The sequence below is a fragment of the Acidicapsa acidisoli genome (assembly GCF_025685625.1).
In the GTDB taxonomy this organism is placed as follows: Bacteria; Acidobacteriota; Terriglobia; order Terriglobales; family Acidobacteriaceae; genus Acidicapsa; species Acidicapsa acidisoli.
Genome location: NZ_JAGSYI010000001.1, coordinates 769,022 through 790,198 on the forward strand (window position 1 = coordinate 769,022; position 21,177 = coordinate 790,198).

18 protein-coding genes are annotated in these 21,177 nt (G+C 56.7%); 5 read left to right on the forward strand and 13 right to left on the reverse strand.

The features are described from left to right. Window positions 1-114: 114 nt before the first annotated feature. A complete protein-coding gene (locus OHL23_RS03205; RefSeq protein WP_263350324.1) occupies window positions 115-1,077 on the forward strand; it encodes a plasmid mobilization protein in 963 nt (320 codons plus the stop codon). A gap of 64 nt (window positions 1,078-1,141) precedes the next feature. On the opposite strand, the gene OHL23_RS03210 is transcribed toward OHL23_RS03205, so the two are convergent. The 7 genes from OHL23_RS03210 to OHL23_RS03240 form a co-directional block, all read right to left on the reverse strand. Continuing rightward, entirely contained in the window at window positions 1,142-2,113 is a 972-nt protein-coding gene (locus tag OHL23_RS03210) for a hypothetical protein (RefSeq protein ID WP_263350325.1), read from the reverse strand. Window positions 2,114-2,116: 3 nt separating this feature from the next. After that, window positions 2,117-3,442, reverse strand: a complete 1,326-nt coding sequence (locus tag OHL23_RS03215; protein WP_263350326.1) for a polysaccharide biosynthesis protein — start codon at window positions 3,440-3,442, stop codon at window positions 2,117-2,119. 195 nt (window positions 3,443-3,637) lie between these two features. Next, a complete protein-coding gene (locus tag OHL23_RS03220; protein ID WP_263350327.1) occupies window positions 3,638-5,833 on the reverse strand; it encodes a GumC family protein in 2,196 nt (731 codons plus the stop codon). Then, complete coding sequence (locus OHL23_RS03225) at window positions 5,830-7,206, reverse strand: hypothetical protein (protein WP_263350328.1); 1,377 nt, start codon at window positions 7,204-7,206, stop codon at window positions 5,830-5,832. Before OHL23_RS03225 ends, OHL23_RS03220 begins: the two co-directional genes overlap by 4 nt. A 25-nt stretch (window positions 7,207-7,231) precedes the next feature. Further along, a complete protein-coding gene (locus tag OHL23_RS03230) occupies window positions 7,232-8,194 on the reverse strand; it encodes a polysaccharide biosynthesis/export family protein (RefSeq protein WP_263350329.1) in 963 nt (320 codons plus the stop codon). Window positions 8,195-8,453: 259 nt separating this feature from the next. Continuing rightward, the gene (locus tag OHL23_RS03235; protein ID WP_263350330.1) at window positions 8,454-9,608 is read right to left on the reverse strand and encodes a glycosyltransferase; all 1,155 of its coding nucleotides are present in this window, start codon (window positions 9,606-9,608) and stop codon (window positions 8,454-8,456) included. Window positions 9,609-9,659: 51 nt separating this feature from the next. Continuing rightward, a complete protein-coding gene (locus tag OHL23_RS03240; protein WP_263350331.1) occupies window positions 9,660-11,261 on the reverse strand; it encodes a hypothetical protein in 1,602 nt (533 codons plus the stop codon). A 292-nt stretch (window positions 11,262-11,553) separates the two neighbouring features. Here OHL23_RS03240 and OHL23_RS03245 point away from each other — a divergent pair, with 292 nt between their 5' ends. Then, complete coding sequence (locus tag OHL23_RS03245; protein ID WP_263350332.1) at window positions 11,554-13,215, forward strand: NAD(P)/FAD-dependent oxidoreductase; 1,662 nt, start codon at window positions 11,554-11,556, stop codon at window positions 13,213-13,215. 103 nt (window positions 13,216-13,318) lie between these two features. On the opposite strand, the gene OHL23_RS03250 is transcribed toward OHL23_RS03245, so the two are convergent. Next, entirely contained in the window at window positions 13,319-13,588 is a 270-nt protein-coding gene (locus tag OHL23_RS03250) for a hypothetical protein (protein WP_263350333.1), read from the reverse strand. Window positions 13,589-13,987: 399 nt separating this feature from the next. On the opposite strand from OHL23_RS03250, the gene thrS reads away from it, so the two are divergent. From thrS to OHL23_RS03265, 3 genes are all read left to right on the forward strand, one after another. Then, window positions 13,988-16,036, forward strand: a complete 2,049-nt coding sequence (thrS, locus tag OHL23_RS03255) for a threonine--tRNA ligase (RefSeq protein WP_263350334.1) — start codon at window positions 13,988-13,990, stop codon at window positions 16,034-16,036. 86 nt (window positions 16,037-16,122) lie between these two features. Continuing rightward, window positions 16,123-16,353 (forward strand): hypothetical protein, encoded by a 231-nt coding sequence (locus OHL23_RS03260; RefSeq protein WP_263350335.1) that lies wholly within the window; start codon window positions 16,123-16,125, stop codon window positions 16,351-16,353. After that, complete coding sequence (locus OHL23_RS03265; protein ID WP_263350336.1) at window positions 16,350-16,784, forward strand: TA system VapC family ribonuclease toxin; 435 nt, start codon at window positions 16,350-16,352, stop codon at window positions 16,782-16,784. Before OHL23_RS03260 ends, OHL23_RS03265 begins: the two co-directional genes overlap by 4 nt. A gap of 37 nt (window positions 16,785-16,821) precedes the next feature. On the opposite strand, the gene OHL23_RS03270 is transcribed toward OHL23_RS03265, so the two are convergent. From OHL23_RS03270 to OHL23_RS03290, 5 genes are all read right to left on the reverse strand, one after another. Continuing rightward, the gene (locus OHL23_RS03270; protein WP_263350337.1) at window positions 16,822-17,034 is read right to left on the reverse strand and encodes a hypothetical protein; all 213 of its coding nucleotides are present in this window, start codon (window positions 17,032-17,034) and stop codon (window positions 16,822-16,824) included. Window positions 17,035-17,132: 98 nt separating this feature from the next. Continuing rightward, window positions 17,133-18,176, reverse strand: coding sequence for an adenosine deaminase (gene add / locus OHL23_RS03275; RefSeq protein WP_263350338.1), 1,044 nt, complete (start codon window positions 18,174-18,176; stop codon window positions 17,133-17,135). A 57-nt stretch (window positions 18,177-18,233) separates the two neighbouring features. Beyond that, window positions 18,234-18,632 (reverse strand): VOC family protein, encoded by a 399-nt coding sequence (locus tag OHL23_RS03280; RefSeq protein WP_263350339.1) that lies wholly within the window; start codon window positions 18,630-18,632, stop codon window positions 18,234-18,236. A 640-nt stretch (window positions 18,633-19,272) separates the two neighbouring features. Beyond that, window positions 19,273-20,877: an amino acid permease gene (locus OHL23_RS03285; RefSeq protein ID WP_263350340.1), complete on the reverse strand. Its 1,605-nt coding sequence runs from the start codon at window positions 20,875-20,877 to the stop codon at window positions 19,273-19,275. 102 nt (window positions 20,878-20,979) lie between these two features. Beyond that, complete coding sequence (locus tag OHL23_RS03290) at window positions 20,980-21,138, reverse strand: hypothetical protein (protein ID WP_263350341.1); 159 nt, start codon at window positions 21,136-21,138, stop codon at window positions 20,980-20,982. Between the last annotated feature and the right edge of the window lie 39 nt (window positions 21,139-21,177).

Genomic DNA, 21,177 nt, shown 5'->3' on the forward strand with positions numbered 1-21,177 from the left:
ATTCGATTCCCAAAACAATCCAGCAACCGGATCAAAGCCTGTTCCGGGAAGACGGCGCCGCAGTCGAGCGCTATTCGCTCATGAGGCGCTCATGGACCACGCTATGCTCCGACCATGAGCCGCTTTGTTCCCCCACCGGAGACTGGAGAGCAGGAGTTCGCCGCATTCCTGGAACCATTCCTGGAACGCCTTACCGGCAGTTCCAGAGACGAGACCGCCGAGCAGGACTCCGGAGTCTATTTCACGTCGAGCGAGCACGGGGCGAAAAACGCGGAGAAAAACTCTGTAGCGAATTCGGTCGCAACCAGCCGCACAATGACGCGCCCTTTGGCCCCGGAATCGAAAGCTCGTAAACGCGCAGCGGAATCCGAAGGCGCGCAGATCAGTTACGAGAAGGCGCTGCGATTGCACACCCGGCATCGCAATGTATCGGAAGACGATCTCCCGAAGGCCGAACCAGACGGGAACGATCCCCAGAACCATCTCGGGGTCGATTCTGCAAACATTGCCCCGGCAGGACATGCCAAATCCGGCAGGCCAACCGGTCCTGATCTGGAGATTGCCAACGCATCAAGGAAGACAAAGCAGGCCAAATCCCTAAATCGCACGGGGCTGTCCAAGAGCAAACAGAAGGGAAAATCGTCGGCTCCGTCCATAGTTGGGCCGAAGACGTCGCGAGCGAAAGGACATCGTCTGTCGAACCAGGAGGCTCCGGGACCGTATCTGCAGAAGTTACGGCCTCAAGCCCTGCAATTGCCGCAAAGGCGAGCCGTCGTCTCCGTCCGGCTTACGGAGGTGGAATTTGCTCAACTCCGTGACCGGGCCGATGAATCTGGCATATCGGTCTCTGCTTATATGCGCTCGTGTGTTCTCGACGCGGAGATTCTCCGCGCCCAGGTCAAACAGGCGCTCGCTGAAATGCGGGCGTTTCGTGACAGATCAGAGCCTGCGCGCAATCCAGCCATCGCGCCCTCGCGAAACGCCGATGCCGCTGATTGTGGCGCGTGGTTCCGAGTACTCCAGCGATCCGCGGCATTTCTCCTGAGTCCGCTCCTTCCATTTCGGCGCAGCGCCTGATTCCTAGGCCTGACCGTTGGGTATTGAATACGGAAGATCGATCCTCAGGCTCACTTCAGCTTCCCTATTGTTGGGCGTAAAACCGTCCGACAAAGCTCGCCAACCGTGCCGCCCGGCGCATTTTCTTCAACCGCGCCGGGGTGAACGGCTGGATAGGGCCCTCAGCACACTCCAGGAAATGCTTGTCGCCGTTCCAGGGTGGATTACCGGAGAAAGCGGAGCTGACAAACTTCTTGCGCCAGGGCTTCTTTCTCCCCACCGTGTGGTACATGGTGAAGCCTCCGGGAACCCAGCCCATCCCCTCTGGACCAATTGTCGTCAATGGCGTCTTGGCGTACATCGCGGCCACATTCAATGCGTCCTGATCCGTGGAGAAAAACGCCTCCGTCCGAGTGCCATGCTGTATGTGGTTTTCGTTGACTCCCGCCGAAGCAGCAACCCGCATTGCAGCTTTCCACGTCTCCACGAATGCCCGATGCTCCAGACCCAGTCCGACAAAACCTCCGTTATAGTAACGCTCCTGCTGACTGACAACTTCTCCCCAGCCGTGGTTCTTGACTATTTCCATCCATTCGCAACGAAGCGGGTGATTGGAAGGCATCACCCCCATAGTGATTTCTTGGCAAAGACAGACTCCAAAGCGGACCCATCGTTCGAAGAATTCCCATTCGCACCGGACCGTAATGTCCGGATCAAAATACCAGAGGTACTTCCTTGCGATCCCTCGATCGATAATCGTGCTCATGAACTCCGGCTTGAACTGGGTAAAGTGGCCGGAGCGGTCGATCAATTCAAAGCTAAGCAACGCTTCTCCAACCTGGTAGAGGCCGTCCGCTCGCAGTTGCAACTGTGTCGTCCAAGGCGGCAGCTCACCCCGATAGCCTACCCAAAACAATCCCCGGAAGCCGCCCCTGACAATCGAGTTGATCAATGCGGCTAGGCCGAAGTGATAGTCCCCTTCGTAAAGCGTGCAAATCACCTGCTCATTGCATGGCAGTGTCATTAACTCCTCGGTCATTCCTATAGCTTTCCCCATGGCCTACGTTCCGGACTCCAGGCTTTCCTGCAGCCCCGGCTGATGTAGCTCTTGCCCGCCTCGCAAGAATCCGTAAACGCCGCAGGAGAGATTGACCGCCAGTGAGACCAGCGCCGACGCGACATTCATGATCAGAACATTCCGCACTATGCTGAGATCTACCTTCCAAATAAACAGCACCTCCACTGCCAGGATAAGAGCTATATTGGCAATCGTGACCCACCAATAGACGAAGCGGCGCGAGGAATGCACGATCCATAAGAATCCGCTGAGATATTGAATGGAAGAGCTGAGAACCATCAGACCAACCTCAACCCGCAGTTGGCTGTAGTGCGGTCCCAGTATCCAGAGAAAGGCCTCGGGAAAGAGAAAGGCCAGTGCTGAAAATGCCGCCACACCAAGAGCCACCAACCCCACGGCCAATAGGTAAATCCGTTTGAGCCGCGCCTTCTCGAGCTTTGCGAAGAACGGTTCGGCCAGAATAATATTCATCTGCGAAAACAATACAAGAATCTGGCCCAATCGGCCCAACGCGCCAATGCTGGCCACACTCGATACATTGTGCCCAAAGACAATGATCAACATCAGCATGACCTGGCCCTGGATGGCATAAAAGACCGTGCTGGGCACATTCGGCATTGCCAATCGAACGATTGCCTTTTCCTGCGGTGCGCTTGGCTGGCCCTTGACTCCCAGCAGTTCCCGCGCGCGCCGGTAGTAGGTAAAGGCGAGAAAGAGAGTCTGCGCAACGTTCAGCAGAATTCCGACATAGACATTCATGCCATGCAGAGCCCAGAAGATCACCAGAAGAGTCAGCGATCCAAGACTGCCGATGATCTGCGCGCGATAGTAGCGGCTGCGGTCACGCCGCAGGATTAATACTGCGCCATAGGCGGAACTCACTCGCGCAAACCACGTTGTTACCAGCAGCACAACAACCATCTGCGCCACCACGAGCGCGCCCCAATGCTGCCTCTGCACCAACAGAACAAAGATCACTCCCGCGACGGGAGCAACAACCAGGTACATGCGCACTGCGATTCTGCGGATAGAAGCGACGTAGTTGGCAATCAGAGGAAGATTGGCGATCTGGCCGCCCACGAGTGGAGTTATCGTTCCTGACATGCCAACGTCGAGCAGAGTTGTCAAAGAGCCCATAAAGCCAAACAACACGGCAAACTTGGCATAGGACGGGACGGGAAGCATCCTTACGCAAAGCAGGCCATAGAGCATATTGCCCGCCATCGCGATTCCCTGCTTCGTCAGAAAATGAAACGCAGCCCGAAGCTTTGGAATAAGAAATAACTTCCCTCTTTCCAACCACGTCATCGCGGAATCCATAGGGCAAGCTCTAACCGATGCAATGTATGGCCTCCCGGCTTACTCCCTGGCTTCGAACAGGGGATTTGTAATTGGGATCTGGCGCCTCGAATGCCATTCCGCAAGACGAATAGAAGTAGGAGTTTGCGGCACCTTCTCGCAATCTGTTAGTTCCCGATAGCGAGAAAGGTGTGCGTCATTGGATTACTTCTTCTTCCCGGACGAGAGGTAGCCGCCGACTCCGGAACCGTAATAGCTCCCGCCGCCACCGTAGCCTTTGCCGTAGTACTTTCGGTAGTTGCCATAGCCGCCGTAGTAGGTGTCGGCATGCGGCAAGGCATTCACCACAACTCCCGTCTGCTTGCCTGGATACTTAGCCAGATCCTGCCGGATTCTGCGCAACGCGCGTTTCTGCGCGACCCCAATGCGCACCACAACGAGCAATGTATCGCAGTGGGATGCAATGATCAGCGCGTCCGTGACAAGCAAAACCGGCGGTGTATCGATTAGAACGTAGTCGTAGTGATCGCGCGACCAGGCAAGCAACTGCTCCAGCCTTCCCTGACCCAGAAGTTCGGATGGAAATGGAGGAATCTCCTGAACGGGGATAACGTCCAGTCCCGCAACCTCCGGCACCTTCTGAACACATTCTTCGGGAGCTACTGTAACGTCGCTCAGAAAGCGGCTAAGTCCAGGCTGGTCGGTCGCTGGCATTTTGAGCCGTTGCGCAATCGTCGGCTTGCGCAAATCGGCGTCGATAAGCAGCACTCGCTTGGACTGAGTCGCCAGAACCACGGCCAGGTTCAGCGCGGTCGTAGACTTGCCTTCTCCAGGTCCGCAACTTGTCAACGAGATAACGCGATGCTTCTGGCTCACCGGCATCAAGGTAATCGCCGTTCGCAGCAGCCGGTATGCCTCTGTGCCAGCGGAACGCGGCGCAAGCAAGGTCACAAGGGGCAGCACATCGTCCGAAAGGCGCATGGCGGCCAGATCTTCCTTGTACTCCGGCACAGAAGCCAATACCGGCATAGGTAGTCCTTCTTCCACCTGCTCCACGGTCTGCACCGTATCGCTGTTCAAGACAATGATTCCGACGATCACAAGTGCAATCAGAAATCCGCCTGCCGCGCCGGCCATCGTATCGGCGCGCACATTTGGATACGCCTTGATCCCTGGCACCTCAGCCGCGGTGAAGCGATTCAGTTCCTGAGATTGCATACCGGCCTGAATTGCGCCCGTTCCCATGGCAGAGAGCAACACGTTGTAAAGTGTCTGATCGCTGATGTATTGGGATTTCAGAATCTCGTAGCGCACCGTGTCGGGAGTCTTGCCTTGAGCCTCCTTTTGCAACGCCCCCAGACGGTCATTGATGCTTTGCTCTGCCTTCTGCGCTCGTTCAAGGTTCTCCGCGGCGCCGTTGAGAACATTCTGGCGGAGGCCCTCAGCGCTCTTTTGCAGACTGGAAAGCTGAGCCTTGGCCTGCTGAAGAGGTGGATAATTCGGCCCATACCGATCTTCCAGCGATGCCACCTGTGACTGTGAGGCGGCCAATTGGGATTGCAAAGCAACCAGCGCGCCGGCGGATGGAATATCAGGAGGAATGCTCGCATCGGGATGATGAAGCATATTCTGATATTCAGCTTCCGCAAGATATCGGTCGCTCTGGACCTTTACGCGCTCGCTGAGTAGCTGCGTCGTTTCGCTAACGAGCATGCTCGAATCCGAGTTAGCGGTGGAAGATAAGATTCCGAGCTTTGCCTCAGAATTCAGAAGATCGTTCTGTTCGTCCTGAATCTTCTGCTTCAGACTATCCATCTGCACTGTCAGATAGTGCGTTATGTCCTGAGTGCTCTTGTAGCGCTGGGCAAAGCTTTGTTCCATGTAGACATCGACCAGCGTGTTGGCCACCGAGGCCGCCAATGCCGGGCTCGAGCTTCGAAACCGGATCGATAGAAGCTCCGATCTTGGAACCTGGGTCACACTCAATGACCCCAGGAACTGGTGTACCAATTGATCCCGCTGAACTGGATTATCAAGATTGATATGCGCTCCACCCGCGAAGACAGGGTGCTTGGCCAGATCGAGCCTGCGCATCGTCATCTCTGCAATCGTCGGGCTCTGAAAACCGATAATCAGTGTTTGCATCTTCAGGCTATACTCGTCGCCGCTGCCGCCCCCGCCGCTACCGATACTTATGGAACTATGCTGGTCCATATGAACCATCGCAACGGCATCATACTGCGGAGTTTGAAATTTCGCCCACAGCGTAGCCAGCGTAGCGCCGAGGATCATAAGACCGAGCAGATACAATCCATATTTCCGCAGAATACGGACAATATCGGAAAGGTGTATCGCGTTCTCCGTGAATTTCGTCGCCGCTATTGGTGGATTTGTCGTCACACGGACCTCGTCAATAAATCTCCAGCCTCAAATTCCTGGCTCGATGTGTTATCCGGATAATAAAAAGCGCCCAGGATGAACGCATAGCCCATCATCACCTGCGAAGATGTCATAGTTGCGTTTCGAGTCAGATCCCCCTGGTAGGCTTGCGCCAAAAGACAAAAAGAGAGAGGCAGCACATGCGGAGAGGTGCCCCCGCGCACAATCCGAACGGCGACAACCACCATGGCCAATAGAAATCCAAACCTGATCATGATGTAAAAGAAACCCACCGGCGTCCCCAGTTCCATTACATTGCGGATAGTGTCACCCTCCGAAAGGTCGTACGTGTAATTGTAAGTATTACTGTCACCCAGGTGCGACGCGTCGACGCCCAAACCAATTCCAGCCCCGATCAGGCTGAACTGCGGTATAGTAGCGAATCCGATCAACCCATCCGTCAATCGCCCCTTACTGTTTTCCACATAGCTCGCGCCAGTGAATCGCTCAAGCACGATGTTGAATTCTGAGGGTGAAATCACGTAGGTCATCGCAGCAGCTGCCGGCATCAAAATACAGATTCCTCCGATAGCCAGGATCGCGCGGGTCGAACCAAGAACGATAGCGCAGACCAAGCCGCCGAGAATTGCCGCGCCTGCAAGGGCAATTGCAGACCTGGAACCACTGACCAGATGACAAAGGTTCGCCGCGAAGGTGCATGCGATGAGGAGCCAACGATTTCCAATCGTCCGGCGCTCCTTCGGCAGCAACCACTCTCCCATGCAAAACGCAACCGCGATTGAAACCCAAATGCCATAAAAGACAGTGAAGTTGAAGGTGCCTGAGACCCTGGCAATATCTGCGCCCGGCAAGCCGAAGGCGTCACCCTCCGAGGTTTTGTTGATCCACGCCGAAGTTGAAGACTCCGCCTGAGCAATCGCCAAAGCACACATAGGAATGCTCAGTAACAGGTTCGACCAAATGAAAATCCGGCGGTATTTCTCCGTCAGACAAATCGGGAACACGATCAACATTGGCAGATAAAACAGGTAGTTGTGAATCCCCACCGTCGCCACAAAGATAGGAAGACCGACAATAATGATCTGCAACAGCCCCTGCAGGATCAAAACTGCGCTTACCAGAATCATACCTAGCAGTAGATATCCTCGATCGAACAATCCAACCCATATCGCGTAGATATAGGCCAGGCTGATCGGAACATCTTGCAGGAGGTAGAGAATAGAAACACCCGGGAATAGCCACTTACGCACGGCTCCCGTAAAAATAATGGCCCAAAATGTGGCGAAATAAAACTTCGCCAGCGTGCGGGCAGCAGAACTCTCCCGCGGATTCTCGACGGTAAGTTCGTTCCCAAATTGGAGTGTCGTTGCCAATAATCGACTGTTTCCCGGCTCTCAGCTAGAAATTCGCTTCCCTGAGCGTAGTAGCCGCATAAAGACCGCTGAGCGCCGTCCCGAAGATATTGTTGGTCTGCTGACGCAAATAACTCGGTTGCAGGTAGATGATGTCATTCGGGTGAAGTATCGGGTCTGCAATCTCTCCCTTGGATAGCTTGACCTGATCGAGGAGAATCTCCTCGCGCTTCCCATCCACAGTGCGCAAGAGATATAGTTTGGACCGCTTTGCAATCGACGTCACCCCGCCCGCTTGCGTCAAAGCCTCCATGAGGGTGATATCCTTCACAACACCTTCCCCGGAAACCGGAGATGCCTGCCCGACGCTCAGCGCGCCGCCAAGAGGGTAAATTCCTGGGCGAAGCACCTCGCCACCTACAAAATAAACCCCGCGATTGGCCACGACTACAATGTCACCCGGTTGTACGGGCGTATTCATCGCCGAAACGCTCGGGGCGTCCGGGTCGAGTTCCACCGCAGTAGGAGGTTGATCGCTATGGTGGAGAATCGAGAGGTGATGATCTGCGAGCCCTGTCAGTCCGCCGACCTGAGCGATCACATACGAAAGTGGTGTTGGCGCAAATATGGGAATAACCCTGGGAGTCGCGACCTGGCCGATCACATTCACAGAAAGGTTGATTGCGGTGACTACGTCGACTGTCACATTCGGGTCTTTGACAATCCCTTTCGCCTGCAGCGATTCCGAGATCGCGTGCTGAAACTGATCGGGCGACATACCGGCAACCGGAATTGTGCCAGCATAAGGAAGGTGTACAGAGCCGTCCGCGCCCACGTGCACCTGAAGTCCCGAAGCGAGTTCCGGAAAATCGTACATATGCACGCTCAATTGGTCCCCCGGCGCGAGGCCCGGAGGGACAAACTTCCCGTCTGGCGCCGCAGGTTCCTGAGACCAAACCGGAATCGGCAGCATCAAAAGGCTAACTAGGAGAACTCTGGTCAGTTTCACTGAGAAATCGTCACCTGTTTCAAAGCGATTAAGTGTCTGGCCCTTGTCTCAGCGAGAGCGCCGCACCCGGACCAATTTCATTCCCGCCCAAGGCCGCGTACCCGCACTCGAACAGCTAGGTTAAAGATACCATGGGGCCTTTGTCACACGAAGCCCAATTCCAGTCATCCGCATCTCGCCAGAGGCCGGGCGTGACTGTCCTAAGTAATCTTGGCAAATCCTTTGTAGCAGTTCTGTCGCGTTCTGCGCACCGACCGGTCTACCCGATTCCTAGCGCCTTATAGACTTCCTGCGCCGCATTGTTAAGCGCGTAACGTCTTTGGTAGCAATCCAGGGCACGGGCTTGCATGGTCTTCAGCTCCTCGGGATTCAGTTTTTGAAACGCCGTCAACAAGCGAACTGTACCCTCGATGGTGTCGGTTTCCATCAACCCCGCGCCATCGGCGGCCACATCGGGCGCGATATTGACTTTGTCAGAGATCAGCGGCACAACCCCACACGCCAGAGCGTCCGCTACCGCTATTCCGAAATTCTCCTGATGCGACGGAAGCACAAACGCTTCCGCCCCATAAAAAGCGCCCCACTTCGCATCGCCGCGCAGCATTCCGGTCCACGTAATCCGCTCCCCAATGCCCAGTTGCGCCGCTCGGGCCTTCAATTCCGCACTCCAGCCCGTCTCGTCCGGACCGGCCATGACCAGTTGCAGCTCTGCGCTGACCGCCTGAGCAAAAGCTTCCAGCAGCAAATCGCAGCCCTTCTTCGGATGAATTCGCCCCAGGAACAGCAAGTAGTCTTTCCCACGTAACTGCGGCCAGTTCTCTAGAAACGCGCGCTTCAGCATCTCAGGATCGCCGATTGGTCCCATCGTTCCATAAGGCACCACAACTCGGCGAAATCGGCAAAACGGAAATCCGTCCGCCGCCACTCTCCGCTCCTCTTCGCTCGTGAAGCAGACTGCCTCCGCCGCGTTCAGATTGCGATGCTCCTGGAGTGTCCAGTACAAGAGTTTCTTTAGGTGCTTTAAGGGAAACCTGTCCCTGAAGTAAGGGTCGAGCATGCCGTGAGCAAATACCACATAGGGCTTCCGGCCCGCAAGAGCCTTCCGCACCGCTACTCCGTGGTATTGCCAGACGCCGTTGACGATCACGCCATCGAATCGATGGTGATTGACCTTGAGCCACTCGTCCAATTGCGGTGAATAGCCGTAATTCGTCTTACCCGGCCCACACGGATGGACCGCGCAATCAAGCAGGCTCCGAAAGCCGTCGCCCTCCGGACCGTCGTTCGCGCCATCCAGCGTAGCTACTTCGACCTCGTTGCCGGCCCGCTGATGCGCACGCGCAAACATCCGAACAGATTCGCTCGGGCCACCTCTATCCGGGTTCAATGTGTGCACAACGTGCAAAAGACGCATGAGTGGTCAGTATATCGTTGAGCCGCTCTGACTCTTGCCGCAACACACGGTTCAATTTCCTGAAGGCGTCTCACCCTCCTGGCCGGATCCTTCCTGGTAAATAAAAAAGCGCTCATCGGGATAGATCGGACGCTGATCGAAGGACTGGATCAGATGCAGTCGCAGGCCCTCCCGCGTCGAGTCCGGAAGCGGAGCATTCATAATCACCAGGGTGGGCAGCGTGGAGGTTTCGCGGACGCGGTTCAAGTCCTCCTGATCTAGTACGTGCTCCTCGTCTCGTTGCGTGTTCCAGACGACAAAAGACTCAAAACAGCGACACGTCGTGTAGTAAGCCGAGGGCCGCTGCAGATAGCCGATGAGGCCGACACCGGCGTAGTCCGGTCGTATAACCATGGGGTTGTTGGCAAGACCCGAACGCTGAAGCCATTGGCTCGTGGCTTTGGCTTCAGAATACGGACGGAGGACGTCGAGCCCGGCGGAGACAAGCGCCGCCATGGTCTGAATGCCCAGGAAACAGACAAGCAGCAGAGTCCGCACTTGGTTTGGAAGCCACGAGGACCGCGACCTGCCAGGCTGTCCGGAGTTGGAGTCTGGCAGAGTATCGATGAAAAGTGCAATCACGAGACTCGCGAAGATCAATCCATAGTGACGCACGGGCGGAAAGTGGACCGTGGCGGCAAAGGCTACCAGATCGAGAAAAGCCGCGCAGAGAAAGAAATAGCGAGCACGAGCCGTGCGAAGCGTAGCGGCCACGAAAAGGAAAACAGCCAGAGAAAGAAGGGCAGCTACAGCCGAGGGGTGATGGCGCGGCACCAGAACTTCAAGTAGATCGCGTGGAATGTAAGAGCCGGGTATGGGGAAAAATGCCTGCCAGGCGCGGCCTTCACAGATCAGGAAATAACCGGCGAGGGACTCTTTTCCGCTCGTGTAGGCCGGCGTGAATATGTCTGCCGGCGGACGGACCGTGAAATAAGCGGCAATCAGGCTTGCCAGCAGGAGTGCGAGAGCCACCCAGAACTGGCCGCTGCGCAATAATCTGGCAGGGCGGGCGAGGCTCTCAGCGTCCGGGAAGCAATAGAGCCAGAAGAAGATAACAGCGGCAATGGGAATCGCAAAGAAATGCGCTTGGATCGCCAAAACCAGAAGGACTATGCCCATCCAGCGGCGTGGGCGCTCGCTGAGGAAGCAGCGCGCCGCAGCCGTAAGCAGCAGCATCGCCAGCATGTAATTCCTGGCGACGGCGCCGTAGCCGTAAAAAACGAAGAAGGAGAAAGCCGCAAGGGTAAGCAAGTACCATTGGATGCGACGCGCGGAAAGAATAAGCCAGCCTTGTGCCAGAGCGAGCAGGTAATTGAGCACCTGCATACTGACTGGATTCCCCGAAATGTGGGCCGGAATATAGAGAAGAAGATGCCACAGGGCTGGATGGCCTTCGTACCGCAAATTGTGGAAAAGAGCCGAGAGCGTGGGGCTATCCCGGGCGATGAGCCACGCCTGCAATTCGTCGTGGAACATTTCGTGGCGCCAGGTGACAAGCCCCAGCAGCAGACCGAAAACGCCAAATACGAATCGCTCGAAGCGCTGCGCGGTGCCAAACAAACGAGGGTAAGACACTACGCGCTGATAAACTGTCGTAGTAGAGATCGTTGACATGGTTCCTTTCGCAGACGATCAGCGACTTGAGACCAACGCCAGTCGGATCAACACGGGCCCGGCGTTAGCCTGCGTCATACTTCCCTTCGCAGCAAACTCCATCAAGTTCATCGCCAAATACCCAGGACGTTTCCTGGCAAAACGCATGTTTTTGCGGATTCGCCTCCCAAAGTATTACCTGCTTTTAAGTCGATTCGCGATAAATTATTCACATAATAAGAGCATTGCCGTCCGCGTCTGCCAACCGAAATTATCTGTAAGAGCTTCCTAACCGCTGTTATACTGATATAAGATGCGAGGACTTATATCGAACGATGTCATCAAACAGCGGGCCATCATCATCGGCGCAGGACCTGCGGGCCTAACCGCAGCGCTGGAACTGTTGCGCCGTACAGGCGTCCAGCCCGTCGTCCTCGAAGCGACTGATGCAATCGGCGGCATCAGCCGGACGATTCAGTACAAAGGCAATCGGATGGACATCGGCGGTCACCGCTTCTTTTCCAAGTCCGATCGCGTCATGCAGTGGTGGATGGACGTAATGCCCCTGGAGCCTTCGCTGGCTAACGGGAATGGCTCTGCTGGCGCACCAGCGAGCTCGATCCAACTCAGCTATCAAGGCAAGCAACGCGAACTCTCCGCCAGCCTCACCGCAACCTCAGTCGCAGACGCTCCGGTTGATCCAGATCTGGTAATGCTTCTGCGCCCGCGCAAGAGCCGCATCTACTTCCTTCGCCGCTTTTTCGACTATCCCATCCGCCTCACGGCCGACACTTTACTTAACCTGGGACTGGTCCGAACCTTTCTGGCCGGCATCAGCTACATGCGCGCCGCTCTTTTCCCCAAGAAGGAAGAGAAAACCCTGGAAGATTTTCTGGTCAATCGCTTCGGCCGCCAACTCTACAGACTGTTCTTCGAGTCCTACACCGAGAAAGTCTGGGGTGTGCCTTGCAGCCAGATCAGCGCCGAGTGGGGAGCGCAGCGAATCAAGGGGCTCTCCCTCAAAGGGGTTGTAGTTCATTTCCTCAAGAAAGCCTTCAGCGGCAAATCCCGCAAGGGAGCTAAAAACGGCATCGCCCAGAAGGAAACCGAAACCTCTCTGATCGAACAGTTCCTGTACCCGAAGTTCGGTCCCGGCCAGCTATGGGAGCATGTTGCAGAAATGGTGCAGGAGGCCGGCGGCGAACTGCACATGGGCGTCAACGTCGACCGCCTCATCGTCTCCGGCAATCGCATCTCCGGCGTCGAAGCCATCTCCGGCGCAGCCTCCGGCAATCCCCAGCGCGCCACCTTCGCAGCCGATTATGTCTTCTCCACGATGCCTATCCAAGAGCTGATCCGCACGCTCTCAGTGCCAGCCCCCGAGGAGGTTCGCGCCGTCAGCGAAGGCCTCGTCTACCGTGATTTCATCACCGTAGGCCTGCTCGCCTCGAAACTCGATGTGCGCGAAAAAGACGGCAGCCCGCTCAAGGACAACTGGATCTACATCCAGGAACCGGACGTTCAAGTTGGCCGCCTGCAGATCTTTAATAACTGGAGTCCCGCCATGGTCGCCGACCCCTCAAAGGTCTGGATCGGCCTTGAATACTTCTGCTATCAGACCGACCCCATCTGGAACCTCAGCGACGAAGCAATGATCGCCCTGGCCAAAGATGAAATCTCCAGAATCGGCATCCTCCGCGCCGAAAATGTACTCGATGCCCACGTTGTCCGCGTGCCCAAAACCTACCCCGCCTACTTCGGCACCTATGATCGCTTCGACACAATCCGCAACTTTACAGACAGTATCGAGAATCTCTTCCTCGTAGGCCGCAACGGCATGCACAAATACAACAACCAAGACCATTCCATGCTGACCGCCATGACCGCCGTGGATAACATCGCCAAAGGGATCACTGATAAGTCCAATCTTTGGACCATCAACACGGAAATGGAATATCACGAAGAGAAGAAATAAATCCGCCCTTTACCCACCAGAAAAATCGGCAGATTCCCTCCCCCGAAGGAATCTGCCGTCTCGAGTGTGACTGAGAAAACTCGTTTAACTGCTGCGCCCCCTGCTAGAGAGCCCACACCGGAGCATTGCCCAAAATGGCCGCGCCAGAAAAGGCAACCGGCCCATCCCATGCAGGCACCACAAATCCCTTCACCGGGTGAACCTCCGGCCCGGCCCCGGAATGATGATGATGTCGCAGCGTGGTCTCCACTTCACGCAGTGCAGCCGCCCGTTCCATCTTCGTCCCACGCTCCCAGAACATCACAAATCCTTGGCCGCAAATCGTGCAACGCGTCTCTGGCGCGACCTCGGTGCTCTTGAGAAGTACTTGCATTTCGCTCTCTCCTTGTTGCTATGCGCCGGGCATCGCCCAGCCACTCGTTGACGTTAGACCTCGGCGCGAAATCGCAATATTCCACGAACAAGGCGTTTGCACAACCTTGCGCGTTATCGCGCCTCACTCAGAGGATGGTTCCAATACCACCCCTGTGTGAGTGACGATACGGAACAAGCAAAAGTGTCTGGAATGAAGTGTCATGAACGCTTGAACCGTATCAATACTGATCAACTTCCGCGAATTTTTCCAAAGTGAAGTCCATCCTGAGACAGGAATCGAAATGCGCTGTGACACGGCAAACACGTCTTGTACACCCTGCAGCCGGTATATCCTGAAAGGTCGCTGTGACAGCACATGCTCCGCGGCTAAAGACTTCTAAGGACACCGGTTTCCATCATGAGCACGCAGACTATTGCCGTACATTTGCCCGACGGGGCAATTCGTGAAGTGCCCGTTGGTACGACCCCGCTCGAAATTGCGAATTCCATTTCGCCGCGCCTCGCCGCCGTCTCGGTCGTAGCCCGTCTCACTCCCATCGCATCCACCGGCGTCTCCATCGGTTCCGAAAACACGAACGCAGCGGAAACAGACAGCGACGCCGCAATGTACTCTGTCGGAGACGCCGCAGCCTCTCGCCTCGTCGACCTTTCCACTCCTCTGACCGAAGACACCCAGCTCGCTCTCGTCAGGGAGCAGGACCCGGAAGCTCTCAAGGTCATCCGCCATTCCGCCGCGCACGTCATGGCGACCGCCGTCCTCGAACTCTTCCCCGAGACCAAGCTCGGCCACGGTCCGGCCACAGACCAGGGATTCTTCTACGATTTCTATCGCGAAAAGCCCTTCACGCCGGAAGATCTGGCCGCCATCGAAGCCAAAATGGCCGAAGTCATCGCGCGCAACGAGAAGTTCGTGCGCGAGTCCACGCCGCGCGAAGAAGCCCTCGCCACCTTCGAGCATGACGGCGACTTCATGAAGACCCATTTCGTGACGAAGTTCACCCACCCCGGCGAGCAGGTCAGCTTCTATCGCAACGGCCACTTCCTCGACTTCTGCCGTGGCCCGCACGTGCCATCGACTGGCCGCGTCAAAGCCGTCAAAGTCACCAACCTCGCCGGCGCCTACTGGCTCGGCGACGAAAAGAATCCGCAGCTCCAGCGCATCTACGGCACGGCGTTTTTCTCGCAAAAAGACCTCGACGCCCACTTCGCCCGCCTCGAAGAGATCGCCAAACGCGATCACCGCGTGCTCGGCAAGCAGCTCGACCTCTTCAGCATTCAGGAAGTCGCCGGAGCCGGTCTCATCTTCTGGCATCCCAAAGGCGCCATGATCCGCAAGATCATGGAAGACTGGATGCGTGAAGAATGCCTGCGCCGTGGCTATTCCATGGTCTTCACACCGCACGTCATGCGCCGCGAACTCTGGAAGATCAGCGGACACGAGGGCTTCTACTCCGGCAACATGTACACGCCCATGGAACTGGACGACGCCGATTACCGGCTCAAGCCCATGAACTGCCCCGGCCACATCCTCATCTACAAGAACACCCCCAAGAGCTACCGCGACCTGCCCGTCCGCTACGCAGAACTGGGAAACGTCTACCGCTACGAGCGCTCCGGAACGATGCATGGCCTCCTGCGTGTCCGCGGCTTTACCCAGGACGACGCGCACATCTTCTGCACACCCGGCCAGATTGAAGATGAGATGGACGCCTGCATCGACTTCGCCGAGGCTGTTCTCAAGACCTTCGGCTTCGCTGAATACCGCGTAGAACTCTCCGCGCACGATCCCGGCAAGCCGGGCGAATTCGTGGGCAAAGAGGAAGACTGGCTCCGCGCAGAGTCGGCCCTCGACCGCGTCCTCACCCGCCGCGGTCTTACCTTCAGGAGAATTCCCGGCGAAGGCGCCTTCTACGGCCCCAAAATCGACTTCAAACTCGTCGACGTTCTCGGTCGCCTGTGGCAGCTCTCCACCGTCCAGTTTGATTTCAACCTGCCGGCCCGCTTCGAGCTCGAATACGTCGGCGAAGACGGCGAGCGCCATCAGCCGGTCATGGTGCACCGCGCTCTCTTCGGATCGGTCGAGCGTTTCTTCGGCGTCCTCATCGAGCACTATGCTGGAGCATTCCCGCTCTGGCTCGCACCCGTCCAGGTCGGCCTCGTCCCCATCAGCGAACGCCACCAGGAATACGCAGCCCGAGTCAAGGCCGAACTCGAAGCCGCCGGCCTGCGTGTCGAAATCGACGACCGCAACGAAAAGATGAACTCCAAGATCCGCGATTTCGCCAACCAGAAGACGCCCTACATTCTCGTCATGGGCGACAAGGAAGCCGAAGCCCACGCGGTCAGCGTCCGCACCCGCGCCAAAGGTGACCAGGGATCGATGCCCTTAGCCACCTTCCTAGCCAACTCGCTGGAGCTAGTCAAAACCCGTTCCGTCGACCTGTAATACTCCGCAAGCATTTCGATGCTCGCCTACATCTGATGTTTGATGTATGATGCAGGTGAGCATCCTTTGATGCCACGAAGAGGTCTATGCGCACTACACTGACCATCGACGATGACATTTTGGCGGCCGCACGGGAACGAGCCGACGCCGAGCGAAAGACCGTGGGTGAGGTCATTTCCTCCCTCGCCCGAAAAGGACTCTGCCCGACGGAGTCCACCCCCGTTTTTCGTAATGGCATTCGGCTACTGCCGGTCCAGCCCGGAGCCGGGATTTCGACTGTGGAGTTGATCAAGGAGCTGATGGACGAACTGCCATGACGTTCCTTCTCGACGTGAACGTCTTGATCGCACTCATCGATTCTCGGAATAGTCACCATCAAGCTGCCCATGCGTGGTTCTCGCGAAGGATGGGAAAAGATTCCTGGGCGACCTGCCCTCTCACGGAAAACGGCGTCCTGAGAGTCGTTGGAAACCCCAGATTTCCCAACTCGCCCGGAAGCCCCCTTATCGTTGCTGAGTCCTTGAATAGCCTGCTGACGCAACCGGGACATGACTTTTGGCCTGACGACATCAGCCTGCTGGATTCTCAAAAATTCGACCTGCGTCATTTACTCAACGCCAGCCAAGTCACCGACAGCTATTTGCTTGCGTTGGCAATCGCCCACGGAGGGCAATTGGCAACCTTCGATCGCAAGCTGATCAAGGATGCTGTCCGAAACGGCGCTCAAGGGCTGCATCTAATCATCTGATCAGCCCGAGCGCTCAGTAATTCCCAGGTGCGAACAGCTATATGCCCATGCCGAACTCAGAAGCAGTCTGCGTCCCCGCGTTGGCATAGAAGTCATACGGAGTCCGGTGATTGAACACGTAGCGCTTACGCAGCTCTCGCCCTATAAACAGCCCAACCGCAGCAATCCCAAGACCGACGGAGACCCAGCCAATCGCTCGCAGAGCGTTGTGATTCGTGGTGCAACTCGTTTCTGCTTCGTTCTCGGGCATCGGGACTCCTCCAAGTAAATGATAACGCACATTAACTTAAGACTGTCCAGGGCAGACGAGGTAACACTTTCGTGCCAGTCCGGAAAGAGACAGCCTGCTCACATCACTGATTCGATGCGGGAAAGCCAATCCTGCTTCGCCGATTCCGGCAAAAAACTTGCGCGAAACGAGTTCTTTGCGAGTGCCTTGAGGCCGCTGCGGTCAAACCCGTGGATCTCGTGCGCCAGCCGGTACTCGTTCTCGACCGGCGAGCCAAAAAACGCCGGATCGTCCGAGTTCAGCGTGACCATCAACCCGCGATCGAAGTACTCCCGCAACGGATGCGCCGCGAACGAGGGGCAGACCCCGGTCCGCACATTCGAGCTGGGATTCAGCTCCAGGGGAATTTGCCGCCGCGCAAGCTCCGCTACCAGTTCGGGATCGCGAATCGCCGAAAGCGCATGACCGAGCCGTTCTGAACCAATCGACAAAGCCTCCCAGATCGCCTCAGGCCCGGTCGTCTCCCCCGCGTGGTTCGTCAGCCTGAGACCAGCCGCAGCCGCCTCGGCATACATCTCCCGGAACGGCTCCGAAGCTGCGACCCGCTCGTCCCCGCCCAAGCCAATGCCGATGATCGACGGATACTCCTGCCGCATCCGCGCCGCCAGACGAAAGACCCGCCGCGCCTCGGGAACACTGAAATGCCGCACCGCGTCGAAGATCCAATAGAGCGTCACGCCATAATCGCGCTCGCCCCGTTCCCGCGCGCGCTCCAGCCCGGCAAAGATCTTCTCAAACAGCAGCGGATCGGCTGCGTCTTCCTCCTTGCGCCAGAAGTAGACCACGCCCACCGAGATATATACCTCGGCATGAACCACCCCTTGCGCCGCAAGCTGCCCGATCATGCGGTAGCCGGCCAACTCATACTCCTCAGGCCCGCGCAACCGCCGCGTCACTGCCTTGAAGGCCAGCATGAATCCCGAAAAATCTGTGTACTGGTAAAGCGCCTCGGCCTCAGCCAGCGTTAATGGCGCAGCCCCAAAGCCAGCATCGACCCGCTCGCTCAGCTCCGCGAGGGTCGCCGGCTCAATCGTGCCTTCCAGATGTAAATGCAGTTCCGCCTTAGGCAACCGGCGGATAAACGAAGAAAGATCATCGGACATACTTCATTCTATTGCGCCCGATTCCACCAAGGAACCTCGCCGGAAGCCGTTAGCACCTTACTTTGAATTTTCACGAGGCCGGCCGAAGAACAACACATAGCCGCCAGCATCTTCCAGTTCGAAGCCGCGCAATCCATCCTCCGTATCCTTGAGCGGTACGGAAAAGGCGACACTACGCGAAAGAAACTCATCCGCCAGCGCATCCGGATCGGATACAGAAACGTAGGCATCCAACCTGGCCCAAGGGTGCCGTGCCGCATTGGGCAGCGGATCGACTCCCACCGCCTTCACAAAGAGCATCGCGTTGTTCCGCCGCACGATGGCAAAGAAAGGATCGGCGTCCGGGTGTTGATATTCCACCTCGAAACCCAGCTTGTCGCGATAGAAGGCGATGGAAGCCGTGACATTGCGCACAATGAACGAAGGCGAGATGCTGGATATCGCAGGTCGGCTCATGCAAGGTTTCCCTCCAAGGTCTTCCCCGCAAACATGCTAGTGCCCTCAAGGTGCAAGTGCAGCTCCGCCTTGGGCAAGCGGAGAATGAAATCATTCATGGATTCATGCCGAGATTGATCTTGCATCCTTCTATGCTACCGGGACGCTCTGGATTAGCGAACTCCAGCAACCGCTCGTCAGACATTATGTACCGATGTGGAAACCGCTTCGATTTCATTTCGTAGTAATGATATGTTAATTTTGCACTTCGCCGAGAGTAAGAGGAACATGATCGACCTGAGATCAGTTGACGACGTTGAGAGCCTAGTTCCGCGAGTCTCGAACTGGAAGGGCGCTGAGTTTGCGTGGACGCGCTGGAGCGACGTTCCGCATCAGGAGTCCTGGACACATGACCATTGCCCGTTCTGCGCGGCATGCATCTGCAACCACAGAGACCGCTTTCCTGAAATTACCGTGGGACCGGAGGATGGTGGGCATTACCGACGCGCCTACTTCACTCAACGATCCAACACAATTTACTTATGGGTCTGCAGGTCCTGTTTTAAGCGCATGCAGTCTCGGATGGAGTGGACTGTATGCAGCTCGGGTTCAATTACAAGCAATTAATTCGTTGCCCTCTGACGTCAAATACCGCTGTTAGCTATTTCGCCGGGGCAAATTCGGACCGGTGGCGACTGTAGAGGTAATAGATCACCAGCCCGATTGTCAGCCAGATGAAAAAGCGGAACCACGTAATGATCGGCAGACCGCACATCAGCAAAACACAAAAGAGGATGCTCAGCACCGGAATCACCGGACCACCCGGAACGCGGAAGCCGCGTCGGCGATTGGGTTCCCGCACTCGAAGAACGAGAACCCCGATCGAGACTAGGACAAACGCAAACAGTGTCCCGATATTGGATAGATCCGCAAGCAGCTCAATATCAAACAAGCCCGATGGAATCGCAACCAGAAATCCAGCAACCCAGGTCGAGAACGCCGGCGTTCGAAAGACCGGATGAACCTTGCTGAAGATCTTCGGCAGCAATCCATCCCGCGACATCGAGTACCAGACGCGCGATTGACCGAGCTGATATACCAGCAGGGAGGAAACCATCCCCATCAGCGCGCCGACCAGCACAATCAGCCGTACCCAATGCAGCGGATGGCCACCCGGCAGCACCGACAGCTTCTTGAGCGCATTGACCACCGGCGCCGCGTCATCGACCATCGTATGCCACGGAACAAGTCCCGTAAGGCAGACAGCCACCGAGAGATAGAGCAGCGTACAGACAATCAGCGTGGCGATAATGCCAATCGGCAAATCCCGCTGCGGATGGCAGCACTCCTCAGCCGCGGTCGAAACCGAATCGAATCCGATATACGTAAAAAATATGATCGAGCCGCCGGTCAGCACCCCCGAAAAGCCATTCGGCATATACGGATGCCAGTTGCCCGGATGAATATAACCAAGCACAGCGAAGACAAAAATCAGAATGGCCGCAATCTTGATCCCAACCATGGCATTGTTCGCCTTGGCCGACTCCTGAATGCCGCGCACCAGCAGCACCGTGAGCAAGAGAACGATCAGAAACGCCGGAATATTGAACCCGAAGTGCCAGCCCGCGTTATACAGGACATTCCCCTGCAGGTCCGTCATGCCATCCGACAGATACGCAGGGGTAATCCATTTCGTCGAGGGATGCAGCCCGAACCAGTCCAGAAAGTCGACCACATGTGCGGCAAAGCCAACGCTCACCGTCATGTTTGACCCGGCGTACTCCAGAATCAGGTCCCAGCCAATGATCCACGCAACCAGCTCGCCGAGCGTCGCGTAGGCATAGGTATACGCTGATCCCGCAATGGGGATCATCGACGCCAGTTCCGCATAGCAAAGACCGGTCAGCGCGCAGACAATCGCCACCAGCACCAGCGAAATCGAGATCGCCGGCCCCGCTCCCGGCCTGCCGCCCGAAAGCGCAGTATGCCGCAGAGCATGAAGCACCAGGCTCGCGACCGGCGCCTTGCTCCACTCGGAGATATTCGACTGGCTCCCTGAGATCGCTGTCCCGATCACGGTGAATATCCCGGAACCGATCACCGCCCCAATGCCAAGCGCCGTCAGCGACCATGGGCCGAGGGTTTTCTTGAGGCAGTGTTCCGGATCCTGGGAGTCCAGAATCAGCTTGTCGATGGACTTACGGGACAGCAGTTGGCTCGCCAGTGGAAAGCTCCTCGCCCTTGGAATGGAACTCGTCTGATTCACATCACCCGCCCCGAAAACTCCAATCCACCGGAAAGTCAATGAAGACAATGGGTGCCCCGGGTCTCGCCCTTGAGAACTTGGAGACCTGGGGTCAAACTCACCTTACTTGCGCTTCGCCTGGCCGCGAGCAGCCTTCTTCAGCTTCTGCTTATTCTCGCCGCGTGGCCCAGTCCGTGGTCCCTTCGGAGCGGCCTTCTTGCGAGCAGCGCGCTTGATCTTCTTGCGTTCCAGTACGTCTTCTACAGCCTTTGTGTTTGCCATCTTTTTCTCTTTTCGTGTTGTTTTTGGATTGCCCCAACC

Excerpts from the sequence above, each read along its gene's own strand:
- OHL23_RS03205 (WP_263350324.1), top strand. The coding sequence starts at position 115 with ATGAGCCGCTTTGTTCCCCCACCGGAGACTGGAGAGCAGGAGTTCGCC.
- OHL23_RS03210 (WP_263350325.1), bottom strand. The coding sequence starts at position 2,113 with ATGGGGAAAGCTATAGGAATGACCGAGGAGTTAATGACACTGCCATGC.
- OHL23_RS03215 (WP_263350326.1), bottom strand. The coding sequence starts at position 3,442 with ATGACGTGGTTGGAAAGAGGGAAGTTATTTCTTATTCCAAAGCTTCGG.
- OHL23_RS03235 (WP_263350330.1), bottom strand. The coding sequence starts at position 9,608 with ATGCGTCTTTTGCACGTTGTGCACACATTGAACCCGGATAGAGGTGGC.
- OHL23_RS03240 (WP_263350331.1), bottom strand. The coding sequence starts at position 11,261 with ATGTCAACGATCTCTACTACGACAGTTTATCAGCGCGTAGTGTCTTAC.
- OHL23_RS03245 (WP_263350332.1), top strand. The coding sequence starts at position 11,554 with ATGCGAGGACTTATATCGAACGATGTCATCAAACAGCGGGCCATCATC.
- OHL23_RS03250 (WP_263350333.1), bottom strand. The coding sequence starts at position 13,588 with ATGCAAGTACTTCTCAAGAGCACCGAGGTCGCGCCAGAGACGCGTTGC.
- thrS (WP_263350334.1), top strand. The coding sequence starts at position 13,988 with ATGAGCACGCAGACTATTGCCGTACATTTGCCCGACGGGGCAATTCGT.
- OHL23_RS03260 (WP_263350335.1), top strand. The coding sequence starts at position 16,123 with ATGCGCACTACACTGACCATCGACGATGACATTTTGGCGGCCGCACGG.
- OHL23_RS03265 (WP_263350336.1), top strand. The coding sequence starts at position 16,350 with ATGACGTTCCTTCTCGACGTGAACGTCTTGATCGCACTCATCGATTCT.
- OHL23_RS03270 (WP_263350337.1), bottom strand. The coding sequence starts at position 17,034 with ATGCCCGAGAACGAAGCAGAAACGAGTTGCACCACGAATCACAACGCT.
- add (WP_263350338.1), bottom strand. The coding sequence starts at position 18,176 with ATGTCCGATGATCTTTCTTCGTTTATCCGCCGGTTGCCTAAGGCGGAA.
- OHL23_RS03280 (WP_263350339.1), bottom strand. The coding sequence starts at position 18,632 with ATGAGCCGACCTGCGATATCCAGCATCTCGCCTTCGTTCATTGTGCGC.
- OHL23_RS03290 (WP_263350341.1), bottom strand. The coding sequence starts at position 21,138 with ATGGCAAACACAAAGGCTGTAGAAGACGTACTGGAACGCAAGAAGATC.